At 64.3% G+C, this 18,633-nt stretch carries 18 protein-coding genes; 11 read left to right on the top strand and 7 right to left on the bottom strand.

What is annotated here, in order from left to right:
* Positions 1 to 6 precede the first annotated feature (6 nt).
* The 6 genes from ABRP28_RS04290 (at position 7) to ABRP28_RS04265 (ending at position 7,198) form a co-directional block, all read left to right on the top strand.
* A complete protein-coding gene (locus ABRP28_RS04290) occupies positions 7 to 984 on the top strand; it encodes an ABC transporter permease (RefSeq protein WP_350002324.1) in 978 nt (325 codons plus the stop codon).
* 11 nt (positions 985 to 995) lie between these two features.
* Positions 996 to 1,934, top strand: a complete 939-nt coding sequence (locus tag ABRP28_RS04285; protein ID WP_350002323.1) for an ABC transporter permease — start codon at positions 996 to 998, stop codon at positions 1,932 to 1,934.
* A complete protein-coding gene (locus ABRP28_RS04280) occupies positions 1,931 to 2,893 on the top strand; it encodes an ABC transporter ATP-binding protein (RefSeq protein ID WP_350002322.1) in 963 nt (320 codons plus the stop codon). Before ABRP28_RS04285 ends, ABRP28_RS04280 begins: the two co-directional genes overlap by 4 nt.
* Positions 2,890 to 3,984, top strand: coding sequence for an ABC transporter ATP-binding protein (locus ABRP28_RS04275; protein WP_350002321.1), 1,095 nt, complete (start codon positions 2,890 to 2,892; stop codon positions 3,982 to 3,984). Before ABRP28_RS04280 ends, ABRP28_RS04275 begins: the two co-directional genes overlap by 4 nt.
* A complete protein-coding gene (locus tag ABRP28_RS04270; RefSeq protein ID WP_350002320.1) occupies positions 3,981 to 5,537 on the top strand; it encodes a glycoside hydrolase family 32 protein in 1,557 nt (518 codons plus the stop codon). Before ABRP28_RS04275 ends, ABRP28_RS04270 begins: the two co-directional genes overlap by 4 nt.
* 236 nt (positions 5,538 to 5,773) lie before the next feature.
* Entirely contained in the window at positions 5,774 to 7,198 is a 1,425-nt protein-coding gene (locus ABRP28_RS04265; RefSeq protein ID WP_350002399.1) for a glycoside hydrolase family 32 protein, read from the top strand.
* Between the two features lie 139 nt (positions 7,199 to 7,337).
* Here ABRP28_RS04265 and ABRP28_RS04260 read toward each other — a convergent pair whose 3' ends face one another.
* The 5 genes from ABRP28_RS04260 to ABRP28_RS04240 form a co-directional block, all read right to left on the bottom strand.
* Entirely contained in the window at positions 7,338 to 7,943 is a 606-nt protein-coding gene (locus ABRP28_RS04260; RefSeq protein WP_374152925.1) for a lytic transglycosylase domain-containing protein, read from the bottom strand.
* Between the two features lie 300 nt (positions 7,944 to 8,243).
* Positions 8,244 to 9,263 carry an alpha/beta hydrolase gene (locus tag ABRP28_RS04255; protein ID WP_350002318.1) on the bottom strand — a complete coding sequence of 340 codons (1,020 nt, stop codon included), beginning with the start codon at positions 9,261 to 9,263 and terminating at the stop codon, positions 8,244 to 8,246.
* A gap of 99 nt (positions 9,264 to 9,362) precedes the next feature.
* Complete coding sequence (locus ABRP28_RS04250) at positions 9,363 to 10,001, bottom strand: hypothetical protein (RefSeq protein ID WP_350002317.1); 639 nt, start codon at positions 9,999 to 10,001, stop codon at positions 9,363 to 9,365.
* Positions 10,002 to 10,208: 207 nt separating this feature from the next.
* Entirely contained in the window at positions 10,209 to 10,463 is a 255-nt protein-coding gene (locus tag ABRP28_RS04245; RefSeq protein WP_350002316.1) for a hypothetical protein, read from the bottom strand.
* Positions 10,464 to 10,689: 226 nt separating this feature from the next.
* Positions 10,690 to 13,422, bottom strand: coding sequence for a LuxR C-terminal-related transcriptional regulator (locus ABRP28_RS04240; RefSeq protein WP_350002315.1), 2,733 nt, complete (start codon positions 13,420 to 13,422; stop codon positions 10,690 to 10,692).
* A 141-nt stretch (positions 13,423 to 13,563) separates the two neighbouring features.
* On the opposite strand from ABRP28_RS04240, the gene ABRP28_RS04235 reads away from it, so the two are divergent.
* Positions 13,564 to 14,253 carry a hypothetical protein gene (locus ABRP28_RS04235; RefSeq protein WP_350002314.1) on the top strand — a complete coding sequence of 230 codons (690 nt, stop codon included), beginning with the start codon at positions 13,564 to 13,566 and terminating at the stop codon, positions 14,251 to 14,253.
* Positions 14,254 to 14,518: 265 nt separating this feature from the next.
* On the opposite strand, the gene ABRP28_RS04230 is transcribed toward ABRP28_RS04235, so the two are convergent.
* Together ABRP28_RS04230 and ABRP28_RS04225 are read right to left on the bottom strand one after the other, a co-directional pair.
* Positions 14,519 to 15,166 (bottom strand): response regulator transcription factor, encoded by a 648-nt coding sequence (locus ABRP28_RS04230; RefSeq protein ID WP_350002313.1) that lies wholly within the window; start codon positions 15,164 to 15,166, stop codon positions 14,519 to 14,521.
* Positions 15,163 to 16,248, bottom strand: coding sequence for a sensor histidine kinase (locus ABRP28_RS04225; RefSeq protein ID WP_374152924.1), 1,086 nt, complete (start codon positions 16,246 to 16,248; stop codon positions 15,163 to 15,165). Before ABRP28_RS04225 ends, ABRP28_RS04230 begins: the two co-directional genes overlap by 4 nt.
* 123 nt (positions 16,249 to 16,371) lie before the next feature.
* Between ABRP28_RS04225 and ABRP28_RS04220 the strand changes: the two genes are divergently transcribed.
* The 4 genes from ABRP28_RS04220 to ABRP28_RS04205 all read left to right on the top strand — a co-directional run bounded on the left by ABRP28_RS04220 (position 16,372) and on the right by ABRP28_RS04205 (position 18,343).
* Positions 16,372 to 16,962: a DUF6326 family protein gene (locus tag ABRP28_RS04220; protein ID WP_374152923.1), complete on the top strand. Its 591-nt coding sequence runs from the start codon at positions 16,372 to 16,374 to the stop codon at positions 16,960 to 16,962.
* 233 nt (positions 16,963 to 17,195) lie between these two features.
* Positions 17,196 to 17,366, top strand: coding sequence for a hypothetical protein (locus ABRP28_RS04215; protein ID WP_350002310.1), 171 nt, complete (start codon positions 17,196 to 17,198; stop codon positions 17,364 to 17,366).
* Between the two features lie 207 nt (positions 17,367 to 17,573).
* Positions 17,574 to 18,041 (top strand): hypothetical protein, encoded by a 468-nt coding sequence (locus ABRP28_RS04210; RefSeq protein ID WP_350002309.1) that lies wholly within the window; start codon positions 17,574 to 17,576, stop codon positions 18,039 to 18,041.
* Complete coding sequence (locus ABRP28_RS04205; RefSeq protein WP_350002308.1) at positions 18,038 to 18,343, top strand: transcriptional regulator; 306 nt, start codon at positions 18,038 to 18,040, stop codon at positions 18,341 to 18,343. The genes ABRP28_RS04210 and ABRP28_RS04205 overlap by 4 nt, the downstream gene beginning before the upstream one ends.
* Positions 18,344 to 18,633: the final 290 nt, after the last annotated feature.

Here is an 18,633-nt window from a genome sequence, read left to right as displayed (position 1 = left end):
GAAACCGTGCGCTTCATCCTGCGCCGCCTGGGTTTCTACCTGATCGCCTTCTGGGCATCCATCACCCTGAATTTCCTGCTCCCCCGCTTCATGCCCGGGGACCCCGTCTCCCGCATGTTCGCCCGCTCCCAGGACAGAATGCAGCCCGAACAGATCGAGGCCCTGCGCAAGCTGCTGGGTGTTGATGACCGGCCCCTCTGGGAGCAGTACATCGGCTACATGACCAACATCTTCACCGGGCAGATGGGCGTCTCCATTTCCCGCTTCCCCACCCCGGTCACCGAGGTCATCTCGTCCCAGATCGGCTGGACCCTCCTGCTCGGCGGAACCGCACTGGTGATTGCCGCCGTCGTGGGTAACCTGCTGGGCGTCCTCGCCGCCTGGCGGCGCGGCGGCGCGATCGACTCCGCGCTTCCACCGCTGCTCGTATTCATCGGCTCGTTCCCGTACTTCTGGCTCGCAATGGGCGCCCTCTACCTTTTCGGCGTAGTACTGAACTGGTTCCCCATCCGCCATGCCTTCACCGCCGGCCTGGAGCCCGGATTCACGTGGGAGTTCATCGGCGACCTCGGAGCCCACCTGGTGCTTCCGGCCCTGACCATCGTGCTGGTCTCCATCGGCGGCTGGATGCTGGGCATGCGCAACACCATGATCGCCACCAATTCCGAGGACTACATCACCATGGCCGAAGCCAAGGGACTCCGCCCGGGCCGGATCATGCTCCGCTACGCAGCCCGCAACGCCATGCTCCCGTCGGTCACGAGCTTCGGCATGGGACTGGGGTTCGTGGTGGGCGGTGCGCTGCTCACCGAGGTGGTCTTCGCCTACCCCGGCGTCGGATACCAGCTCCTCAACGCCGTCCAGGGCCTCGACTACCCGCTCATGCAGGGCCTGTTCCTGACCATCACCGCCGCCGTGCTGCTGGCCAACTTCCTGGTGGACATCCTCTACGTCCGCCTCGACCCGCGCGTGCGCAGCAACTAGAGGGATCGATCATGACAACCGCAATCCTGAAGCAACCCGGCACAACGGCCGCCAAAACCCCGGCGGCCCGCAAGCCCAACCGCAGCTTCGTCCACGGCATCCTCACCAACAAAAAAGCCCTGACAGGCATGGCTGTGATGCTCGTCTTCATCGCGCTGGCCCTGCTGGCACCGGTGCTCTTCCCCGGCGACCCGTCGCGGATCACCGCCATGGCCTCCCAGGAACCCTCAGCCGAGCACTGGCTGGGAACTACCGCCAAGGGACAGGACGTGCTCGCCCTGACCGTCCACGGCTCCCGGAGTTCCCTCTTCGTGGGGCTCACCGTAGGCTTCGCGTCCACCTTCATCGGCATCCTGGTAGGACTTGCCTCGGCGTACTTCGGAAAGTTCATCGACGAAGCGCTGTCCTTGATGACCAACGTCTTCCTGCTCCTTCCCGGCCTGCCGCTGCTGGTCATCCTGGCCGCGTTCCTCCCTCCGGGACTGGGCACAGTGATTCTTGTCCTGGTGGTCACCGGCTGGGCAGGCTCAGCACGCGTCCTGCGCTCACAGGCCCTGTCCATCCGCTCGAAGGACTTTGTGGCCGCGGCCGTGGTGTCCGGTGAACGGGCCGGCCGGATCATGTTCCGCGAAATCCTGCCCAACATGGCCTCGATCGTGATGGGCACCCTGCTGGCCTGCGTCATCTACGGCATTGGTGCCCAGGCAGGCCTGGAGTTCCTGGGCCTGGGCGACGCCAGCACGGTCTCGTGGGGCAACAACCTCTTCTGGGCAGGCAACGAAGGCGCCCTGCTGACCGGCAGCTGGTGGGTGTTCGTTCCCTCGGGCGTCTGCATCGCACTGGTTGCCTTCGCCCTGGCCCTCATCAACTACGCCGTGGACGAGGTCACCAACCCGCGCCTGCGGAAGATCAAAACCCCGAAAGATACCGAAAGGAGCGCCTCCAAATGACCATCTCCCAAGTGTCCTTCGGCTCCCACGAACCCGTCCTGGACGTCAAGGACCTCACCGTCAAGTACATCGGCGACACCCGCTCCACCACCGCCGTGGACCGCGTTTCCTTCAGCATCGGCACCGGTGAGGTGTTCGGCCTCGCAGGGGAATCAGGCTGCGGAAAATCAACCATCGCCAACTCGATCATGCGGCTGCTCAAGGATCCCGCGAAGATCGCAGGCGGCAGCATTTCCTTTGGCGGCAAGGACGTCCTGGCCATGAGCCCGGAGGAGCTGCGGCGCTTCCGCTGGCAGGACGTGGCCATGGTCTTCCAGTCAGCCATGAACTCACTCAACCCGGTGCTGACCATCGGCGAACAGATCGTGGACATCTTCACCACCCACGCCGGCTACTCCCGCAAGGAGTCCCTCCGGCGCGCCGGTGAACTGCTGGAACTGGTGAGGATCGACCCCGCACGCCTCAAGTCCTACCCGCACCAGCTCTCGGGCGGAATGCGCCAGCGTGCAGTGATTGCTATGGCCGTGGCCCTCAAACCGTCCCTGTTGATCCTGGACGAACCCACCACCGCCCTGGACGTGGTGGTGCAGCAGGAAATCATGGCCCAGATCAAGGACCTCCAGCGCGAGCTCGGCTTCTCCGTCCTCTTTATCACCCACGACATGTCACTCATGGTGGAACTCTCGCACCGGATGGCCGTGATGTACGGCGGCAGGATCGTGGAGACCGCCAAAGCCCAGGACGTGTACACCAACCCCCGCCACCCCTACACCCAGGCGCTGATGGGCGCATTCCCGCCGCTCACCGGCCCGCGGGTTCCGCTGACGGGACTGCCCGACGGCGTGAAGTTCCGGAACATTCCGGACCTCACCGAAGCGGCACCCGGCCACTTTGTGGCTCCGTTTGGTGCCGACGCTCCAGTGATTGATTCCGCAGACCTGGCAGGAGCCGCACGATGAGCCACTCCCTGACATCCCCGGCGGCTGCGTCCGCCACCGGCACCCCCGCCCTTGAAATCCGTGGCCTGGGCAAGTCATTCCCCATCGGAGGGCTGTTCTCCCGTGACTCGGTCCGCGCCCTGCACGGCGTGGACCTGACAATCAACCGCGGCGAAATCGTCGCGCTTGTGGGAGAGTCCGGTTCCGGCAAGAGCACCCTGGCCCGCTGCGTTGCCCGGCTCGAGAAGCCGAGCCGCGGCGCGATCCTGATCGACGGCGTCGACATCCTCAAGCGCGACCGGTTCCAGGCGTCGCGTGCGTTCCGGTCCCAACTCCAGATGGTCTTCCAGGACCCCTTCGGCTCACTGAACCCGGCCCACAGGATCGAGCACTTCCTGCGGCGTTCGCTGGCGATCCACGGCAAAGGCGGCGGTTCCGCGGAGGAGACCGTGCGGCGGCTCGAAGAACTCATGACCACTGTTGGCCTGCAGGCTGACATGCTGAACTCGTATCCGCACGAGCTCTCCGGCGGCCAGCGCCAGCGCGTTGCAATTGCGCGGGCCCTCGCCGTTGAACCACAAGTCATCCTGGCAGACGAGCCCACCTCCATGCTTGACGTTTCCGTCCGGATCGGTGTGCTGAACCTGATGCGCAAGCTCCGCGACGAGCAGGGCATCTCCATGCTCTACATCACCCACGACCTCGCGTCCGCCCGCTATCTGGCGGACCGGACGGCAGTGATGTTCGCCGGTGAACTCGTCGAGGAAGGCGAGTCCCTGGACCTGCTGTCCAACCCCGCGCACCCCTACACGCAACTCCTGGTCTCGGCCGTCCCGGACCCGGCACGGGCAGGCTCCTACGATCCCGTCCGCCGGGCCGAACTGCGGCAGGCGGTCATGGCTTCCACCACGTGCGCTTTCGACGGCGATCCGAACCAGGCCTGTTCAGCCGATGAACCCGTGCGCCACCAGGTTGGGGACCCCGAAAACCGGCACTGGGTGCGCTGCCACCTCTACCGGCCGTGGGCCGGCGCCGCCGGCCATGCCCTGGCGGGCGAACCAACCCAACCCGGCCGCCCGGCGTCGAACGCTCAAGAAAAGGCTTCCGCATGACTGAACTGACCCACCCGCTCGCAACCGTTCCACAGGATGAGCTGGTTGCCAGGGCCGAAGCCGACCCCCTCCGGCCGCGCTTCCATTTCGTTTCACCGGCCGGCTGGCTTAATGATCCCAACGGCGTCAGCCACTGGAACGGCACCTACCACCTCTTCTACCAGTACAACCCGGAGGGCGCGTTCCACCACCGCATCCAGTGGGGCCACGCCACCAGCACGGACCTCGTCACCTGGACGGACCAGCCCATTGCCTTGGAACCGTCCGCAGGACCGGACGCCGAGGGCTGCTGGTCCGGGGTCCTGGTGAACGACGGCGGCACGCCCACCCTGGTGTATTCGGGGCGGCTCAAAGGCAAGGAGCTGCCCTGCGTCGCCGTAGGATCCCCCGACCTTCTGACCTGGACCAAAGACCCGGCAAATCCCGTGATCGCAGCGCCGCCGGCTGGAGTCGACATCACGGCGTACCGCGACCACTGCGTCTGGCGTGAAGGAACCAAGTGGCGTCAGCTGGTGGGTTCGGGCGTCCGCGGACGCGGCGGTACGGCGTTCCTGTACGAGTCAGCGGACCTGCGGTCCTGGGACTACATTGGGCCCTTGTTCATCGGCGATGCCTCGCAGGGTGATCCTGCGGACACGGACTGGACGGGGACCATGTGGGAATGCGTGGACCTTTTCCGGGCCGGGCAGGGTTCGCTGGGATCCGCGCCTTCTGACGGCTCACCGGACGTGCTGGTCTTCTCCGCCTGGAACGACGGCGACACCCACCACCCGCTGTACTGGACCGGCCGGTATGCCGGCGACAGCTTCGAACCCGCGGCCCTGCACCGGCTCGATTACGGCGGCCGCTTCTTCTATGCACCGCAATCGTTCCAGGATGAGTCCGGCCGGCGCGTCATGTTCGGCTGGATGCAGGAAGGCCGAAGCGATGCCGCGATGGTGGAGGCCGGCTGGTCAGGAGTGATGAGCCTGCCGCGAACCGTCACGGCGGCCGAGGACGGGACCCTCCGCTTCGCACCCGTGCCGGAAATCAAGAAGCTGCGCCGTGACCATACCCGCCTGCCCGGACAGGTGCCGGGCCGTTTGCTGGAACCCCTGGAAACCGGCCTGTCCGGCACGCAACTCGACCTCGAACTGGAGCTCCAACTGGCACCGGGCGCACTGCTGCGGCTCGGTGTACTGGGCTCCACTGATCGGGGCACCTCCGGCAGCCCCGCCGAGGAAACGGTCATCGAGCTGGGCAGGGCGGCTGACGGCATTGGCGAGGGCACGCTCCGCCTGGACCGCACCCAAAGCAGCCTAGATCCAGCCGTTGATGCGGAAGACAAGTCCGGAGCCGTCCCCATGCCCGACGGGCGGGTGCACCTGCGCGTCATCCTGGACCGGTCCGCCGTCGAAATTTTTGCCAACGGGATAGCGCTCACTGCCCGCGTCTACCCCACCCTGGGCGGGGGCCACGTGAGCCTTGCCGCCGAAGGAACGGCAGAGGTGCTCTCCCTCGACGCCTGGACCATGGCCGACATTTTTGACGGTACCCGGAGCCTCTTTCCCTGAAGCGGGGCAGAACACCACCACCAACTCTTACAGCAGCATCGAGGCTGCCCATGAAGAAGGAACCCATGAAAAATTCACCCGCGGTCTCTCGTCGGTCACTCCTTGCCGGAAGCGGGGCGGCTGCGCTCAGCGGATCTCTCGCACTGTCAGCGGCCATCGCCGAATCAGCCGCAGCCGCACCGGCCAGGACACCAGATCCGGCATCAAACGGCTCACTTTCGAACGGATCACGCCGGATGCGTCCAGCCTTTCACTTCAGCGTCCCGGACAACTGGAAGAACGACCCCCAGCGCCCCGTCTACATAGACGGGGAATACCACTACTACTACCTGTACAACGCCGACTACCTGCAGGGCGGCGGAGGCACGTCATGGCGCCGCGCGACCACTACGGACCACGTCGAATTCACTGACCACGGCGTCGCGATCCCGAAGTTCAGCGACGGCAACGGGGACTGCTGGTCAGGGTCCCTTGTGGTGGACGAACTGAACACCGCCGGATACGGCGAGGGTGCGGTGATCGCCCTGGTGACGCAGGCGCCCGAAGGCCGCCAGGCCCAGTACCTCTGGTACTCGACCGACCGCGGACGCTCGTTCAAGGCCGCGGGGGCTGCCCCGGTGCTGCCTAACCCCGGAGTGCATGATTTCCGCGATCCCAAAGTCATCTGGGACGCTGACCGCGGACGCTGGTTTATGGCGAACGCCGAGGGGCATAAGCTCGGCTTCTACACATCAGCCGACCTGCGGTCCTGGCAGCGCGTCGGCGAGTTCGTCCGCACCGATCTGGGGCTGCTGGAATGCCCTGACATCTTCCGGATGACCGCTGACGACGGCACCTCCCACTGGATCCTCGGCACGAGTGCCAACGGCAAAGCCCGTGGCCTGCCCGCCACCTACGCGTACTGGACCGGCGCTTTCGACGGAACATCGTTCACGCCTGACCACCCCGAGCCCGAATGGCTCGACTACGGCTACGACTTCTACGGGGCAGTCACCTATCCACACCACGACGCCTCGGGTGCGGAAGATGAGACGCTCCGCCGGGCAATCGGGTGGGCGAACTTCTGGGACTACCCCCACAACACGCCCACCCTTGAGACGGACGCGTACAACGGCGATGACATGATCGTGCGCGACATCCGCCTCAAACAGGCGCACGGCGGCTACCACCTCGTGTCCGCACCTACGTCAGCGCTGGAAAACCACGTGAAGCGCACCCACATGCTGGGCGACGTCGTCGCAAAAGGCACCCGCGACCTGGACGTCCGGTCATCCGCTTACGACCTGACGTGCGAGCTTGTCTGGGACCCCGCTTCCCCACCTGCCAACGTTGGCCTTGAAGTGTGCCGCGCAGAGGGCGGGGGCAGGCACGTTGCCGCCGGCGCATTCCTCCGGGGCCCCTTCGCCTACCTCAACAGGCGTCCAACGATCAACCCGACTGGCGGCGAAACCCAGACTCCGATCGACCCCTCGGCAGGACGGCTCAGCATCCGCATCCTCGTGGACCTCACAAGCGTGGAGATGTTCCTCGGGGACGGACGGGTGGTGCATTCGCACCGGGTGTTCCCCCTTGAAGGCGACAACGCAATCCGCCTTTACGCCCACGAGGGTGCCGCCACTTTCCGGGACCTGACCATCCGCGAAATCAAACCGATTCGGTAGTTCCAAAGCCCGGCATTCTTACTAATCCGGCAACGGGTTGGATCCGGCGCTCAGGCGGGGACGGCCCGGCAGGCGCAGGACCAGGCGGGCAAGGCCCCCTCTGCAGTTACTGCTGCCGTCTGGGAAGAGATCCGACGGCCTACGCCGCGCCTAAGTTCGCGGCGTAGGCCGTGGCCTGGTCCCGCACCTGCTTGATATAGGCATCAGACTGGTTGTACGCGTAGATGGCGTCGGTCCAGCCGTCCGCAGTTGTCAGGTCCCGGCCGCCGGCACACAGGTAGGTCGCCGCGCTGAGGGCGGCATCATCGATATTGAACGGGTCCGCCGTTCCATCTCCGTTCCCGTCCCGCCCGACGAGCTGCCACGTGGACGGAATGAACTGCATGGGTCCCACAGCACGGTCCCAGCGGGCATCCCCGTCCAGGACACCTGCGTCCGTATCGGCGATGGCAGCGAACCCGGCACCGTTGAGAACCGGGCCCGTCAGCGGGCGGCTCACCTGGCCCGAGGCCGTGAGGCTGCCGCCGCCGTACGTTCCGTGTGCTGTTTCGACGAAGCCCACGGCCGCCAGGGTGTTCCAACCGATTCCGCACGCCGGAACAGCAGCATTCACGGTTACCGCCGCCGCAGCATACGCCCGCAGGGCACGCTGAGGAATTCCAGTCTCCTTTGCAGCCCGGAGCACCCACTCCGCATCCGGGTTCCTGGTGACGTTCACTGCGGTGGTCATACCGGAAGACACCATGTCGAGCTCAGCCTCCGCTCGCGGCGGTGGAGAAAAAGCCCGACGGGCGTCCGCGGCAGGTTGCCCAAGCGCCCAGGACAAGGAAGCGGTGGTGACAGCAACCGTAAAGAGGATAAGAACAACGAGGCGTCTGAGACGAAGCACCGACTAATCAAACCATCCAAAGCGCCTGCCGGTGGCAACGGCTGGGCCGGGACTTCGTGCACTCCTGCGCCAAACCGACTACGCCCCCAAAGTGGTCACGCATCGAATGCTCCGACGAGGGGGTCGCTGCCCCGACCGTGTTCGCTTCCATTGAGATCACTGCACCTGAGGAGGTGTGGGCTTCGTCTGAGACGGAGCACTGTCCTGAAGGAATTGCGTGATCTTCTTAGCCATGGCCGTTGACTGCGTCCATTGCAGGTTATGCAGACCCTGGAGTTCGAGGACTTCGTGACGGTTGACGCCCTTGAGCTGGTTCTTGTGCGACTCGAGCCAGTCGGGAATGGCAGCCACGCTGTCACTGGCAAGGAAGTGAAGGACGGGTATGTTCTGCGGATAGGTCATTCCGCGGAGTGCTGCAGCGTTGCTGGCAACCCGGGCGCTTTCGTCGGCGACTGCCGCGTTGCCGAAATTCCAGATTGTCATTTGGCGCATGCGTTCCAATTCGGTTTTGGTGAAGTCGTCGCCAGTCGGGTCTACCGATCCGGGAGCAATTGAGACGACTGTCCGGACCAGGCCAATGGCGGACAGTATCCCGGCGATATTGATGCCGCCAGCCGCGGATGGCTTCTCCAACTCCGTGGTGGGCACGGTGGGGTCGATGCCGATGACAGCGGCTACTTCGCCAGGGTACCGGTTGGCATAGTCGAGTGTGTAGAAGCCCGCGATCGAATGCCCAGCCAAGACGTAGGGCTTCCCGATGTCGAGTGAGGACAGGGCCTCGTGAAGCTCAGTACTGGTGTTCTCCACGGTCCGATCGCGTGCGCTCATGTCGCTGTAGCCGTACCCGAAGCGCTCGACGACGATGACGTCGTAAGCAACGAGTTCCCTGATCAAAGGTGCGAAGTCCAGCGCCGGAGCTATCGTGCCCAGGCCGCTGAGCAGGACCAGGGGCTGCCCACCTTCGGTGCCCGCCCGAACGACGTTCAGTGAGCCTCCCGCGACTTCCACCAGTTCTCCGTACTGGGCTGTACTCCACCTCTCCTGCTGTTCCAGGAACGCGTTTGCCCCTGTGGATGCAAGCGTTGTGCCCAGCGCAGTGGCAGCGACGACGCCAAGTATTTTGCGAGTGCGACGGAAGGGCCGGCGACGTTTTGTGTGGTCTGTAAGCGAACTCATTGCTGCTCCTGGTACAAGAGCCGGGCCAATATCCGGCAGTGGTTGATTGCAGTCGACGTTTAGAAAATTGCGGGCAGCGGCTTTCTCTGCGTGTTCTGGTTAAGTTGCGGTCACCGATGCTGGCTGTGCCACAGAAGCCCCGTCGGCCGCTGCGGTACGAGGAATGGTGCGAAGCATCCAGGCTGCAAGGAAAGCGGCGGCTACGGCCAAACCAACCAGCCCAAGTTGCAGCACAGTTTCCGGGAACACCGTTCGCAGGGCGATGGGAAGTGAACTCGCCGTGTAGAGGATTATGGCGCTTCTGGGAACGCTTGACGTGAACCACAGCGCGAGCATGAAGATCACGGTACCCACGAGGAAGAGCATCGATACCACTGTGAGGGCAATACCCAAGGGACCTGAACGCAGGACGGCAACAACATCTTGGCCAATGTAGGGAAAGACGAGGTTGAGGACGAACTCAACCCCAACGAGGCCGGCCAGCGAAATTACGGAGATTACGGCACCTGAGGCTGCGAGGGTCCCGGCCTTGCGGGACATCAACAGATACATCCCGATCACCAATCCGATGGCCGCGATTTGAGCTATCGGTGCAGCGAGCTGGGTGAAAGGTGATGTGGGAATGATCCCTGCTCTTTTTGCCGCGTTGACCAGCAGGATTGCTGCTGAGATAAATCCGGCGAAGGCAAGGATCCTTATGAGTGCCGCGGGCAGGAGCATTTCGATTCTGGAAGACATTTGGAGCTCTTTTCTAAAGGGTTCTGCGCGAATAACGGGTGTTGTAGGAGGCGTCATGAACGTGGGTGCCGGATGAGTTGAAACTATGCGGGCGCTTAGTGACTTGGCGTCACCACTGGTGGTGATTGATGAGGTGGCTGGCCCTATATCTCCCGATGAGCCGGCGAGGTTGGGTGGAATGCGGGGTGTGGTCGCTGCACGCTGGCGCTAGGCCTTGATGGTTTCGTTCTGGGGGCTCGGATCCTCCAGGAGATTCACGGCTATTAACGTCGCGCCCATGTCCCGAACCTTTGCGAGCAGGCCGTGCAGCGCTGCCTGATCGAGGACGGGTCCGCACAGGGTGGTTGTTCCATCGTCTTCTTGTGTGAGCGCCATGCCTTCGAACCAGTTGGTCCAGGAACTGTCGAGGTGTCCCCGGACGCGGAGTTGGTACTGTCCGGGCCCGTGATGTTCCGCTGGCATGTCGTTCATCCCCTTTACAGGTCCTGATCATCCCGGCCATGCATGCGGGGTGGTGAAACGTTCGTGCTCCTGCGGAAAGCGCATGATGCTCATGGTCCGCGCTTTTCTGCCCTGAATTGGCCGGGAACGGTTGCCCGGACAACCTGAAGCTACCGAGGCGTGGGGTGATTCCGCGTCACCATCCGTGGTGATAGATGTAGTGAGTCCCCGAGGGCTGCGCAGGCCCTTAAATCAGCCCCTGCTCCTTGCCATGGCGCACCGCTTCCCGCCGGCTGTTGACCCCGAGCTTGGTGAAGATGCGTTTGGTGTGGGTGCGCAGGGTGTTGACCGAGACAAAGAGCTGGCGGGCAATTTCCGGCCCGCTCAATGACGAGCCCAGTAGCCTCAGTACCTCCAGCTCGCGCTTGCTCAGGTCCTCTGGCTGAGGTGCGGCAGTCCTCCTTATGGCCGTTCCAGGTTTCACGGTTTCCAGGGATCGGAGCAGCAGGGCGGTGTGGGCCGGGGCGGTGCCTTTGCCAGCTGCCTCGGCCAGCAGCGGCGCCAGGGACGCGCCTTCATCAACAAAGAGGCGGACAAAACCCTCCGGTCCGGCTTCCGCCAGGGCACGTTCCAGGGGCACCAGGGCCAGCGCGCGCTGGCCCTGGGCTTCCAGTGCAAGTGCCTGCAGCATGAGGATCTCGTAGGTGCTTCCCTTGCGTCCGGCTGCCTCCGCAGCTTTGAGCAGGCGCACGAGCAGGTCCGCCGCCTCCTGGATCGTCTTTTCCTCAGGCCGGACCCTGTATTGGGCAACGAGAAGGCGCACCAGGGTGAGGTGCTCAAATTCCCGCAGGTAGGTCAGCTCCCCCACCGCTATCAGGCCGGTGCTGCGTGCCCACGCCAAGCCCTCGGACAGCAGCCCCTGCCTGATCGCTGCGCGCGCCTTCAATGCGGGGATGGGACGGATCTCCGGGAAAAACCCGCGCCGGTACAGGAGCTGGGCCTGATCGAGGGATTCAATGGCCCCGGCCATGTCCCCCTCGGCTTCCCTTACGGCTGCCATCGCAACGAACCACCGGTAAGAGTGCTCGGTCAGGGGAGCGACGTGCTGGCCCAGCTCCTTACTGGTTTGAAGATGCCCGGCTGCGCTCTCCAGGTCCCCAAATTCAAGGCAGAGCTCGCTGTAGCCCACATGCAGCTCAGCAGTGCCACGGGGCACGGAACCCCCTTGGGCGGCCGCACGGCCAAGGGCCCTTTCGTAGAGCTTTCGCGCTTCCTGAAGCTGTGCCGCGGCGACGCGCATCTCTGCCAGCAGGATGGTGCTGCTGAGTTCATCGGTGAGGTTTCCCGCTTCATGGAGGCTCAGGACTGCCTCTGAGAAGGTGTCGACAGCCGTTTGAACGTCACCTTGCGCCCAGGAAGCCAAACCCAGAAACGCTGCTGCGGCCCCGCGGGCGAAATGGTCTTCCGGCCCGGCAAGTTCGAACGCCTCCCGCGCGTGGTGTGCCGTGGCGGAGACGTCACCCCTGGCTTGAGCCAGTGAGGCCCGGTACATTTCGATGGTTGATGGCAGCATTCGGAGCTCTTGCCCGCGGATTGATGTCGGGGCGGAGTCTCTAGGACCCTCTGCTGCAGCTTCCAGTCCCTGTTCAGCGGCCCGAAGCCAGGGCTCGACGGCGTCGAGGTCGCCGGAGACGAGCATGCGCCAGGCGTAGAAGACACTGAGCAGTGGGCGGGAACGGATCACCTTGTCAGGAAGCGCCGTCAGCCAGGCCAGCATCATGACATCCTGCCGGGTCCGGCGCATTTGCGGCAGAACCGCTTCGATCAGGTTGGCGGCCCGTTCAAAGTCCTCGGCCGCCAGTGCATGGTGGACCGCGTCCTCTGCCAGGTCATTCTGTTCGTACCATTCGCTTGCCAGTCGATGCAGCTCGCGTATACGGCCGGGCAGTTCCTGCCGGGCCCGTGCACGCAGGACTTCGGCGAACAGATGGTGATAGCGATACCACTGCCGCCGATCATCCAGTGGAATAACGAACAGATTGTCCCGGTCCAGCGCATCAAGCATGGCCTGGCCCCCGCCCACGCCTGTGAGTGCCTCACACAGACCTCCTGTCAGGTGGTCCAGGAGAGCGGTGGTCAACAGGAAGTTGCGGACTTCTTCCGGCTGACGCTGCAACACTTCCTCCACCAGGTAGTCGATGACGAAGCGATGGCTTCCCGTGAAAGCCCTGATGGACGCGGAGGCGTCCTCGTGCTCCCGTAGGGACAGCCCGGCCAGCTGGAGTCCCGCGATCCACCCCTCGGTCCGGGTCGCAAGAGCAGCGATGTCATCCGCTGAAAGACCCAAGTCCATGACCTGGTTGAGGAAATCAGCCGCTTCGTCCGGTGTGAAGCGCAGGTCGGCGGCCCGGAGCTCGGTCAGCTCGCCGCGGCTCCGCAGGCGGGCCAGCGACAGCGGCGGGTCCGATCTGGTGGCGATGGCCAGGTGCAGCTGTGGCGGCAGATGGTCCAGAAGAAACGCGAGGGCTTCATGAACCGGTCGTTCTTCAATGACGTGGTAGTCATCGAGCACGAGGATGAACTCTTTCCCGGACCGCGCTATGTCGTTGATCAGGGACGTCAGCACTGGTTCCGTCACCAGGACCTGATCGCTGTGCCTCATGCCTGTGATCTCTGCGCCGATTTCCGCGTCAACGCCCTGCAGGGCAGCAACAAGGTAGGCCAAGAAGCGTGACGGGTCGTTATCGTGCGCGTCCAGGGACAACCAGGCGATGTGTACGCCGGGGTGCTGCCGTCTGCGCTGGATGATCCACTCGCTGAGCAGGGTGGTTTTGCCGAAGCCCGCCGGAGCGCAAACGAGTGACAGCTTCCGGCTTGCGCCCAGTTCATCGTTGAGACGCTTGAGCAGCCGTGGCCGGGAAGTGATCTGCGGGCGCGGTGCCGGAAAAAAGAGCTTCGTAGCCAGCACAGGCGTCGGCATGCCCCCAGTATAGGGGTCCGGGTTGCCCGGATCTCACCCCGTCAATCACATCCTTGGGTGACGCCTGGTCACCCCATTGGTTCCTACGTTTGAGTCATCCGTAGCACTCGGCCACGGACACGCGGAAACAAGGAGCCGGACATGTCCATCACCGCCACCAAGCTCGCCGGGGCGGCTGGCCTGAGCGCCATTGCCGCAGGATTGCTGTTTGCTGCCGTCCAGATCAACCATCCCCATCTGGATGCCACCTTTGTCACCACAACCGAATGGACGGTCCGGCAAGGGATGAAGGTGCTGATGGCCGCTTTGGCGCTCGTTGGAATCACGGGAATGTACCTGCGCCAGACCAAGGAGACTGGGGTCCTTGGCCTGATCGGGTACGTCCTTTTCAGCGCAGGCTACCTCACCATGCTGAGCGTCGAAACCATTGCAATGGTCGTCCTCCCATCCATCGCCGAGAGCGCGCCCGGCTACGTCAACGACGTCCTTGCCGTGTCCACAAACGGCAGTGCGGCCGGTGACATTGGCCTGATCCAGCCACTCATCTCGTTCATGGGAATCGCTTACCTGGGCGGCGGCCTGCTTTTCGCTATCGCCCTCTTCCGCGCAAAGATCCTCGTCCGTTGGTCTGCAGTACTGCTCGCCGTTGGCGCCCTTGCTCCTATTGCGATCCTGGTGCTGCCGCAGATCAACTTCAGACTGTTCGCCTTGCCCAACGCTGTCGCCCTGGTCGCCCTCGGATTCTCCTTGTGGCGCGAGCAGCGCACGGTCACCGGTCAGTCCGTGCACAAGGTCGCGAGCTCGTCGCTCGACCCGGCCGGTGCCAAGTAACCATCCACGCTGTAGAAGGCCTTACCAGGTCAACGCCCGGCTCAGGCGATACCCAAGGTGTGGCTTGTCCAGGAGGGCCACACGTCCCGCGGCACTGGTCCGGGAGCCGTGCCGCCGGCGTCGTTCCCGGGGGTGAGATGCCATGCCCTCATCAAGATACTCCCGAAAGGCAGCCTCAGAACTGCCCTTGGTCAGGCTGATGTAGTCGATGTAGCCCTGCCATCCGTTCAACGACGCGCTGGCATCAACGGCCCGCGTCCCAACCTCAGGTGCGGCCTGTCTCATGAGCCCACATGGCGAGCTCGACCCGATTTCGCGCGCCCAGCTTGCGCATCAGGCTGGCCAGATGGGTCTTGACGGTGCTGGGACTGATGTGGAGATCGGCGGCGATCTCACTGTTCGTTCGGCCCTGCGCCACGGGGAGGAGCACTTGCTCCTCCCGGGAGGTGAGCGGTTCTATCGGCTGCGCGGGTGATCCCTTCTGCGATCTGGCAAACGCCGCAAGCAGGCGGACGGTCACGCTGGGAGCGATCAGAGCATCACCGTCGGGTGCGGCGTGGATCGCCTGGGTCAGCAGCGCAGGTCCGGCGTCCTTGAGCAGGAAGCCCCGGGCGCCGGCCTTCAACGCCCCATGGACGTACTCGTCGAGGTCAAAAGTGGTGATCACCACGATCGGCAGGGGGTCGGTGACCTCGGGTCCGGCGAGCTGGCGGGTGGCTTCGATACCGTTCATCAGCGGCATGCGGATGTCGAACAAGCACACGTCCGGGTGCAGCTGACGCGCCAGGGCCACCGCCTGTCGCCCATCGGTGGCGGCACCCACGACCTCGATGTCGGGCTGGGCGTTCAGCAGCATCGTCAGGCCGCTGCGCACAATGTCTTGATCGTCGGCGATGAGCACCCGGATGGTCATCGGGGGGCGCCCGCTCGGGGCAGTATCGCCTCAACCCGCCAGCCACCGCCCGCGGACGGGCCGGCGTGGAACGTGCCACCCAGCAGCTCGGCGCGTTCCCGCATACCGACCAGGCCGAAGCCCGACGGGCTGCCGCCGGCCGTGCTGACGGCACCATCGTCATCGACCGTCAACCGCACCTGCTCGGCGTCACCCACGACACGCACGTCTACCCGCGTCGCGGAGCGGGCGTGCCGTCGCGCGTTGGTGACCGACTCCTGGGTCAGCCGGTAGAGCGCGGCACCAACCACAGGGCTGAGATCGTCGAGCTCACCGGACAGCTCAACATCGACCTGTGGCACTCCCCCGGCTTGACCGGCGAGCCGCCCGAGGTCCGCCACGCCCTGGCTTGGCGCGAAGTCCGCCCCCTCGGAGGCACGCAGGACACCCACCATGGTGCGCAACTCGGTCAGCGTTCGCGAGGCCGCGTCCTCGATGACCGCAAGAACCTCAGCGGCACGCTCAGGGTGCGATGTTGCGACGGCACGTCCCGCCTGGGCCTGGATGACGATCCCGGAGACGTGGTGGGCGACCGTGTCGTGGAGGTCACGCGCCAACTGCTCACGCTCCAGAGCTTTGGCCTCGTCAATGTCGCGGGTGCGCGCGGACGCGTAGTAACGGATTGCAGCGCCCAGGGCTGCCGCGAACAGGAAGAAGGCGAATGCACCCACCACATCTGCCTGGCTGGTCGGATCGGCGACGTGCGTGATGACCAGCCAGGCCAGGATGACCACCAGACCGATCACTGCCTCCCGGCCGGCTCCCCACCGGAACAGCGCGTAGGCCAAGACGAGCACGCCCCCGATGCTCGTCAAGAGACGAGGATCCTCGCCCGCGAGGATCCTCGCAACGTCGACAGCCGTCAGCGTGCCGAAGGAGACCGCGACCGCCGCCAGCGGGTGGGTGCGGCGCCACCACAAGGGAGCAAGGACCACAACCATGGCGGCGAGCACCAGCGGGCGCCACATTATGTCCTCACGGAGCACCGCCTCCACCACCGACCACACCAGGAGCACCCCGACGAGCACCCCATCCCGCCACACCCGCCGCGGCGGATTCGCCGGTCGAGGCTCAGCCCACAACGAGCGCAACGCCTTCGTCACCATCTGTCCAGCTTAGAACCAGAGCGGCACCGGCGGATCAGCCGAAAGCACGAGAAGGAGACCATGCCATCGGCCAGTCAAACTCCAGCCTCCGGGCCGATGTGCCCGCCGCCGGACTCAGCGATCGTGGAACTACCGATCCTCACCACAACAACGGAGTCCATGCTGAGAACACGTCAACCCACCACCACACTGGAAGACCAGCGGATCCCGGTGCAAGCCAAGCTCGCCGCAGCCTGGGCCAGTTTGATGTTCTTCTACATCTACATCGACTACTTCCACCTTTACCAACCCGGCGCCATCGACCAAATCCGGGGTGGCGGCATCTTTGAGTTCAACATCACCCCGACGTTGATGACCATTTTCGTCGCGGTCATAGGAATCCCGGCCCTGATGGTGATGCTCTCCATGACGCTGCCCGCCCGGGTGAACCGCGCCACGAACCTCGTCGTGGCAACGCTCTACATCCCCATCACGGTGTTCAACGCGGCAGAGGCGTCCTGGGACTGGGCTCTTTACTACGGCTTCCACATCGCAATCGAGGTGCTGCTCCTGGCCTTCATCCTGCGCTCCGCCTGGATCTGGCCCCAGACCGCATTGTCAGCGAACATGCCGACCAGGGGTCAGGCCGACCGCGCCCAGCAGCAAGCGTGAACCCACGAGCAGCCCCTGTCCTGTTCGGAGCCGTCTGCCTCAGTGCTTCGGTGTGGGTATCGGGCTTGCGCACATAATCCTAAGCATGCTTATGATGGTTCCAGTCGGATGGGGATGCGACTGTGAGGGGAATCGAGAAGGGTGCGCTCAGCGAACGGGGCGCACCTTTTTCGTGCTCTGATGCTGCGGTGTTGCGGCCGGGATTCCCGGCTCCTCGGTCCTAGACTTTCGGCATGCACCCCTTAGTGGCGATCGGCCTGGTGTTCCTCACCGCGATTGCCTGGACGGTCACCATCCTGACCATGCTGATTGTTCGGGTCAAAGACCGGCGCCGGCCGCCCACAGAAGTCAGACACGCACTCCAGGGTGCGGAGATCCAAAGCTCCGAAGAAAGGGCCGCTTAGCTTAGACCGGGCGCCACCGGCACCGCCCTTGAGCCCATAAACCGGCCCGCTTGGCCCGGGTGCAGCAGCTTAGGGCTCAGGAAGAATTGCGGAGTGACGCAGGGCGGGCATCTTCCCAGCGTTATCAAGCGTGGGCTAACCACACTCCCCATTACGGCAAACCGAATAACTTGCCGAATCGGAAAGTCTCTTTATAGACTTTCCAATATGGAAAACGACTTTGAAGGGCGTCCATCGTCCGAGGAGGCCGCTGCCAGTCTCCGGGACCTGGGTGCCGACAGGCAGGCCCTGGCCGATAGGGTGCAGGTCCCGACGATGCTGCTGGCCGCGCTCGGAGGCGTGGCTGCCTGGTGGGTGGCTGGGGCTGCAGTGGCCAACCCGGGTGGGAACTACGAGCCGCCAACGTCCGGGTGGCTGGGCTTGGTCGCAGCGTTGGTGATAGCTCACTTGATCCGCCGCGAAACCGGAATCCGCTTCCGCAAGATGGGGCCCCGCGCAGCCCTGGTGATGGCTGCCATTCTGGTGCTTTGCCTAATCCTGTTCTCAATCTCGCTCGGACTGGTTTCCTTCGGTGCGCGCTGGGCGGTCCTGCTGACCAGCTTGTCCGCCTTCGGGTTGGTCACCTGGCTGGGCGGCATCGCCTTCCGCTCGGCACTGAACCAGCTGCGACGATGACCAAGGCGCTGTTCAATGACCTGATCCATGCTCCGGTACGGCTCCGGATCTGCGGATTATTGCAGCAGGTGGAGCAGATGGACTTTGCTGTACTGCGCGACACCCTCGACGTCTCAGATGCGACCCTCTCAAAGCACCTCAAGACCCTGACTGAGGCTGGATACGTCAGCCTGAGCAAAGCCGCATCTGTCTCTCGCAGCGACGCCCGCCGTCTGACCTGGATTGCCCTCACCCCGGCCGGGCGAAACGCCTTCGGCGCGCACCTGCGTGCTCTGCAGGAAATCGCCGGCATCACCGACTGAACCCAGCCACCAGGCCATCGAGACGCATACCAGTCCGAAGCTGCGTCTGGCATCCCCCTGTTTTTGGCCCAGTCAGGCCTGGTGGGGAGGAAAAGTCTCTGGTCAGTCCGGAGAGGACGCGCCCATAATGGTTCATGAGCCTGGGAACGGCGATCACGGACGACCGACCCGGGAGTGCGGCGGCCTCCAGGTGCTGATCACGACCGGTGGCTATCTGCAGAGCGAAGTCGCAGCAAACGGAAGAACCCGCTCGTTGTGCCCGGCCGCCGTCGTCATGACCTCCAGGGGCG

The sequence above is a fragment of the Pseudarthrobacter sp. WHRI 8279 genome (assembly GCF_040224115.2).
In the GTDB taxonomy this organism is placed as follows: domain Bacteria; phylum Actinomycetota; class Actinomycetes; order Actinomycetales; family Micrococcaceae; genus Arthrobacter.
The sequence above is the reverse complement of the archived record's forward strand: the minus strand, read 5'-3'. Positions and strand labels throughout refer to the sequence as shown.